The 4,520-nt window shown below is 61.4% G+C and carries 4 protein-coding genes and 1 pseudogene; 3 read left to right on the top strand and 2 right to left on the bottom strand.

The features are described 5' to 3' along the window. Nucleotides 1–407: inositol-3-phosphate synthase (locus AC1DDG_RS21565; RefSeq protein WP_476877684.1), on the bottom strand; the 407-nt coding region annotated here is incomplete at its 3' end. Between the two features lie 412 nt (nucleotides 408–819). Between AC1DDG_RS21565 and AC1DDG_RS21560 the strand changes: the two genes are divergently transcribed. From AC1DDG_RS21560 to AC1DDG_RS21550, 3 genes and pseudogenes are all read left to right on the top strand, one after another. Beyond that, complete coding sequence (locus AC1DDG_RS21560; protein ID WP_476877683.1) at nucleotides 820–969, top strand: hypothetical protein; 150 nt, start codon at nucleotides 820–822, stop codon at nucleotides 967–969. 707 nt (nucleotides 970–1,676) lie between these two features. Then, complete coding sequence (locus AC1DDG_RS21555) at nucleotides 1,677–3,113, top strand: MFS transporter (protein ID WP_230121509.1); 1,437 nt, start codon at nucleotides 1,677–1,679, stop codon at nucleotides 3,111–3,113. A 761-nt stretch (nucleotides 3,114–3,874) separates the two neighbouring features. Next, nucleotides 3,875–4,268 (top strand): annotated as a pseudogene (locus tag AC1DDG_RS21550) (MFS transporter); the annotation flags it as partial. Between the two features lie 36 nt (nucleotides 4,269–4,304). On the opposite strand, the gene AC1DDG_RS21545 reads toward AC1DDG_RS21550, so the two are convergent. Then, nucleotides 4,305–4,520 (bottom strand): OpcA/G6PD domain-containing protein (locus AC1DDG_RS21545; protein ID WP_476877682.1); only part of this gene is annotated, 216 nt, incomplete at its 5' end.

The following is a 4,520-nucleotide window of genomic DNA, read 5'->3' as shown; positions in this document are numbered from 1 at the left end:
AGGTAGCAGACCATGACGTCAGCCTTGGCGTCCTTGAGGGCCTGGACCACGTCGACCGGCTCGGCCGGGGACTGCTCGATGGTCTCGAGGTAGTACTTGCCGAGGCCGTCCAGGGTGTGGCCGCGCTGCACGGTCACCCCGGTCGGCGGGACCTCGGCGATCTTGATGGTGTTGTTCTCGCTGGCCAGGATGGCATCGGCCAGGTCAACGCCGACCTTCTTGCCGTCGACATCGAAGGCTGCAACGAATTCAACATCGTTGACGTGGTACTTGCCGAACTCAACATGCATCAGACCCGGGATCGTTGCCTGGGGGTCGGCATCCCGGTAGTAGTGGACACCCTGGACCAGGGAAGCAGCGCAGTTACCCACGCCGACAATGGCTACACGAATCGGATTTGAAGACACGGAACTCCTTTGGGGAAAAGCTGTTGCCGCGCGGCCGAGGATGATCGGGCTGGGCGGCAAGGGAGAATATGTGCGATCTCGGACCATTCGAAGCACCGCCCCCAGCGGCGCCGAGGTCGTCCAAAGATGCTGCCCTCCATCCTCCCCTCCAAGCCCAGTTGGGCGCTATGCCATGATCGGGCGGTTGCGCCTACCCAAACGGGTAGGCACACCTCCTGAGCTACTATGAGCCGACGCACTCTGTTGCATAGGCCGAACCCTGTTGATTAACGCGGAACACGAGAGGAACCCACGTGCTCGCGCACCTCCTGACGCAAAAGGTGCTTCATGCACACGCCCTGCCCGCTGGTGAGTCCGCTCCCAGGGCGGCGCTAGCTGCACGCACGCGGGTTCAGTTTTCGCACCGGATCCCATGACCTCCGCCGGCCATACTGCCGGCACCACACAGAAAGTCATAGTCCTGGACGGCGCCTTCATGGTCCTCGAGTCCGAGAACCCCACGGAACCTGTCCGCAGGGTGAACCGCAGCTCGCTGCGTGTGAGTCCCGCCAAAATTCAGTAAGGTGAGAATGGCAATCTGTTTGGGGACCAGGCTCGGTGGTCGAGATAATTGCAGACAGTGGTTGCGGCGCAATGCGGCATCCGAAGCAGTGCTGGCCACCGTCGGACATGCCCTCACCGGCTGCGTGCGGAGAAGGTAGCCGACGGTGCGCAACTGGAGGGCGTATTAGCAGCGCAGGCTCCCAAGCTCTGCCCTTGTTCGGCGCGATAGCCCTTGGGAAACATAGCTGGCGAAAGTAGTGGTTATCGAGGCCGGTTTGCGGGGAAGTGTCAGGTGCAATCGAGTGCCGTGCACAGTCATGATGACAGCCATGGATGGTGGCCTCTGGAGATTATCCGGTACTTCATGCGTTGCCAGAAGCCGTTCAAACCTGTCGTAGGCCGCCAGGTAGAAGCGCGTTCAGGCGCGAAAGTCAAGGGTGGAGCAGGCTGCGGAAAGAGTCCTTGACAATATCCGTGACGTGCTTCACTCTGTTGTTCATTGCGAAGCTCATTGCTCCATACGGAACAAATCGAAGCGGTGCCCCAGCGGTTTCGCGATCAGTCCCTGAACCTTAGAGAAGTGCTTTATGCACCAATGCCACTCTTTGAACCTCGCTCCCAGGGAACTGCACCACCTGTCTTGACGAACCGAACCTGCCAGCCCAGGACCGGTCAGTCGAGGCAAAAACTGAGGCATCCGCAACACTCAGTAAAGGGAACACTTTCATGACAAGCACACGTGACGTCAGCGCCGATAAACGTAGCGAAAGACCCGACTCCGTCGACACCTCCATATCAAAAGAGACCAGCTCCCAGTTCAAACGCCGCTTCATGGTGCGGCTTGTCACTGTCTTCATCGGCGGGATGTTCCTCGACGGTTACATCCTCGGAATCATCGGCCCCGTCGCCGGATCCATGCGGTCAGATCTCCAGCTCGACGCACTATCTCTGGGCATGATCGCTGCAGGCCCGCTGGCTGGTATCTTCGTCGGCTCCCCCCTGGCCGGTTGGGCTACTGACAAGTTCGGACGCAAGCCCATGTTCCTCGTGGACATGGGCCTGTTCCTGGTCGTCTCAGCGGCCCAGTTCTTCGTAACCTCCGGAGACGGGGCCGTGATCCAGCTGGCCATCATCCGGTTCTTCATGGGCGTCGCGATCGGCGGCGAGTACTCAATCGGTGGGCCATTGCTATCAGAGTTCTCCCCTCCAAAGCTCCGCGGGCGATTGCTCGGGCTGACTCTGATCGCCTGGTACGTCGGTTTCATGATGGCATTCATCGTCGGCACGCTCCTGCACGACGCCGGCACCCCATGGCGCCTTGTACTCGGCACCTGCGCGATACTCGCATTCGTCCTGTTCCTCGCCCGCTTGGGCCTCCCCGAATCGCCGAGCTGGCTCATTACGAAGGGACGGCGTGAGGAAGCACTCGCGATCGCACGTAAATACGTCGAATCGTCCCAGATGCACACCAGCATCACCGAAGAGATCGATTTGAGGATGATCCAGGAGGCCCAAGCCGCGCAGAGTGGGACCAAAATCAAGGGCGCCTCCTTCGGAATGCTGTTCTCGAGGCAGTACTGGCGCACCACCCTCTTCACTTCAGGTTTTTGGTTCTGCGCAGTCACTCCGTACTTCGCGATCGCGACCTTCGCCGACGAGGTGCTCAACCAATTCGGCTTCGGCGGCGGTTGGGCCGGTGGAGTCGGCCTGTCCGCACTTGCGGTCGCGGGGGTTGTCACCAGCGTACTTCTGATTGACAAGCTCGGCCGCCGAATCCTCACCGTGCCCGGGCAGTGGCTCTGCGCAGGTATCCTGCTGATCATCGGAGTCTGGGGGAACGCACCAGCGATCCTCGTGCTCGTCCTGTTTCTCGCCTTCTCCTACTTCAATGCCGGCTACACCACGATGACCCAGGTCTATCCGGCCGAGGTATTCCCCGGCCACCTGCGCGGCATCGGCACTGGCTTCGCCGCGGCCTTCAGCCGCATCGGAGCCGCACTCGGCACCTTTGCCCTGCCATGGGCGATCAGCAACATCGGCATGGGCGCAACCATGGTCGTAGCCGCTGCCGTCGCATTACTCGGCGCAGTCCTCTCGCAATGGCTCGCGCCTGAGACGAAGGGGCGCACCCTCGCCGAAATCTCAGCAAACTTCTCCCACTGACACCGGGACTGCACGGTGCAAAAATCGGGCGGAAATGCTGGCCAACGCCGAAAACGTAGTGCCCGACAGGAGGTTGCGCTCGTGGCCGCGAGTCTTAGCGTCTGATCCTCGACTTTTTCACAAGCTGTCCCCTAATCAACCCCGATAACGGGCCGCGCTCATTATCTGATCTTTGAGACCAGTTTCAGGTCAGCTTCCCGGCTGGGTCCTCCTCTCCTGATGTGGCTAAGAATGGGTTCCGCCAGTTGAAGCATTGCTGTCTGATAGCCGTCGATCTGTGATTCCCGGGACGGATTTGCCGGGTGAGCCGAAACTGTGGCTCGGACGATTGCGGGGGAGTAGTTTCTCCTGAGTTGTTCGGCCCACACTGCGCTGGCGCAGCGTGCGAAGCTGGGTTGAAACCATCGTGTTGGTGCGTGGAGAATTTCTTGTGGAGTGATGTTGGTCAGCGCTGCTGTGCGGACGAGTTGTTCCCATGTCGGGTACATCTTTCCGCATGCTGCCGCGGCGGCGCTCGGGTCACCAGGCGCCGCCCGGCGGCTTAACACTGTGTGCCGCTTCAAGCGGCCCAGCAAGTGAGCGGCGCGAGCCCGTTAGAGCCGGACAATAGCCCGGCAATAGGTGACTGCGCATGGGCTCTCGGAGGAGAGACGATGCGGTAGCCCGCCCCACCCGGGATGCGACCGTCCTCCCAGCAGTAGCTTCGCCGGGCAGCAGTGTTCGAGGTCAGTGATAGGAAGCGCGGAGTGGAGAGAATGCAGGCGGGGCTGTCCCTGGTCGCCTTCCCCGTGACGTTCTATGTGGCCAACCTCGCGTCAGCACTTCCGGCGCTGTTCCCCACCTCAAGCCGCTACAGCAGCATGGGCATCGCCTACAACTTCTCTGTGGCGATCTTCGGCGGGACAACTCCATTCCTGGTCCAGGGCCTGATCGCGGCCACCGGCGACGACATGGCCCCGGCCTATTACCTGATGGGGACGTCGGTCATTGGGGCGATCGCCATCTATTTTCTTCGTGAATCCGCCCGGCCGCCCGCTGCCGGGCTCCATGCCGAGCGTGGACACCGAAGCCGAGGCCCACGAGCTCATCGCCGCCCAGGACCCAAAGCTCTCTGGTGCTAGCCGCCCTTTCCACAAAGATGTGTCCCCGTCGTAATGAACGACGGGGACACACCTTTTAAGCCAGCGCCCTTCAGACCAGCGCCAGCAGTGAGGCCTCTTCCCAGTCCCGCAGCAAATCAAGCGCTCCCAGCGTGAGACCGAACACTTCGTCGGGATCCAGACGCCGCAGTTCCTCGGCCAGGCAGTCCCGCAGGCTTCGCCGCGGCAGGGAAATCCGCTGGGCAGGCTGGCCCGGTTGGGTCAGTTCGGCCACTGACAGTCCGGGCCGGAACAGCTGGACGTCGCC

This window comes from Arthrobacter sp. 10L430 (assembly GCF_056395245.1).
This window is presented reverse-complemented; position numbering and strand designations above follow the sequence as displayed.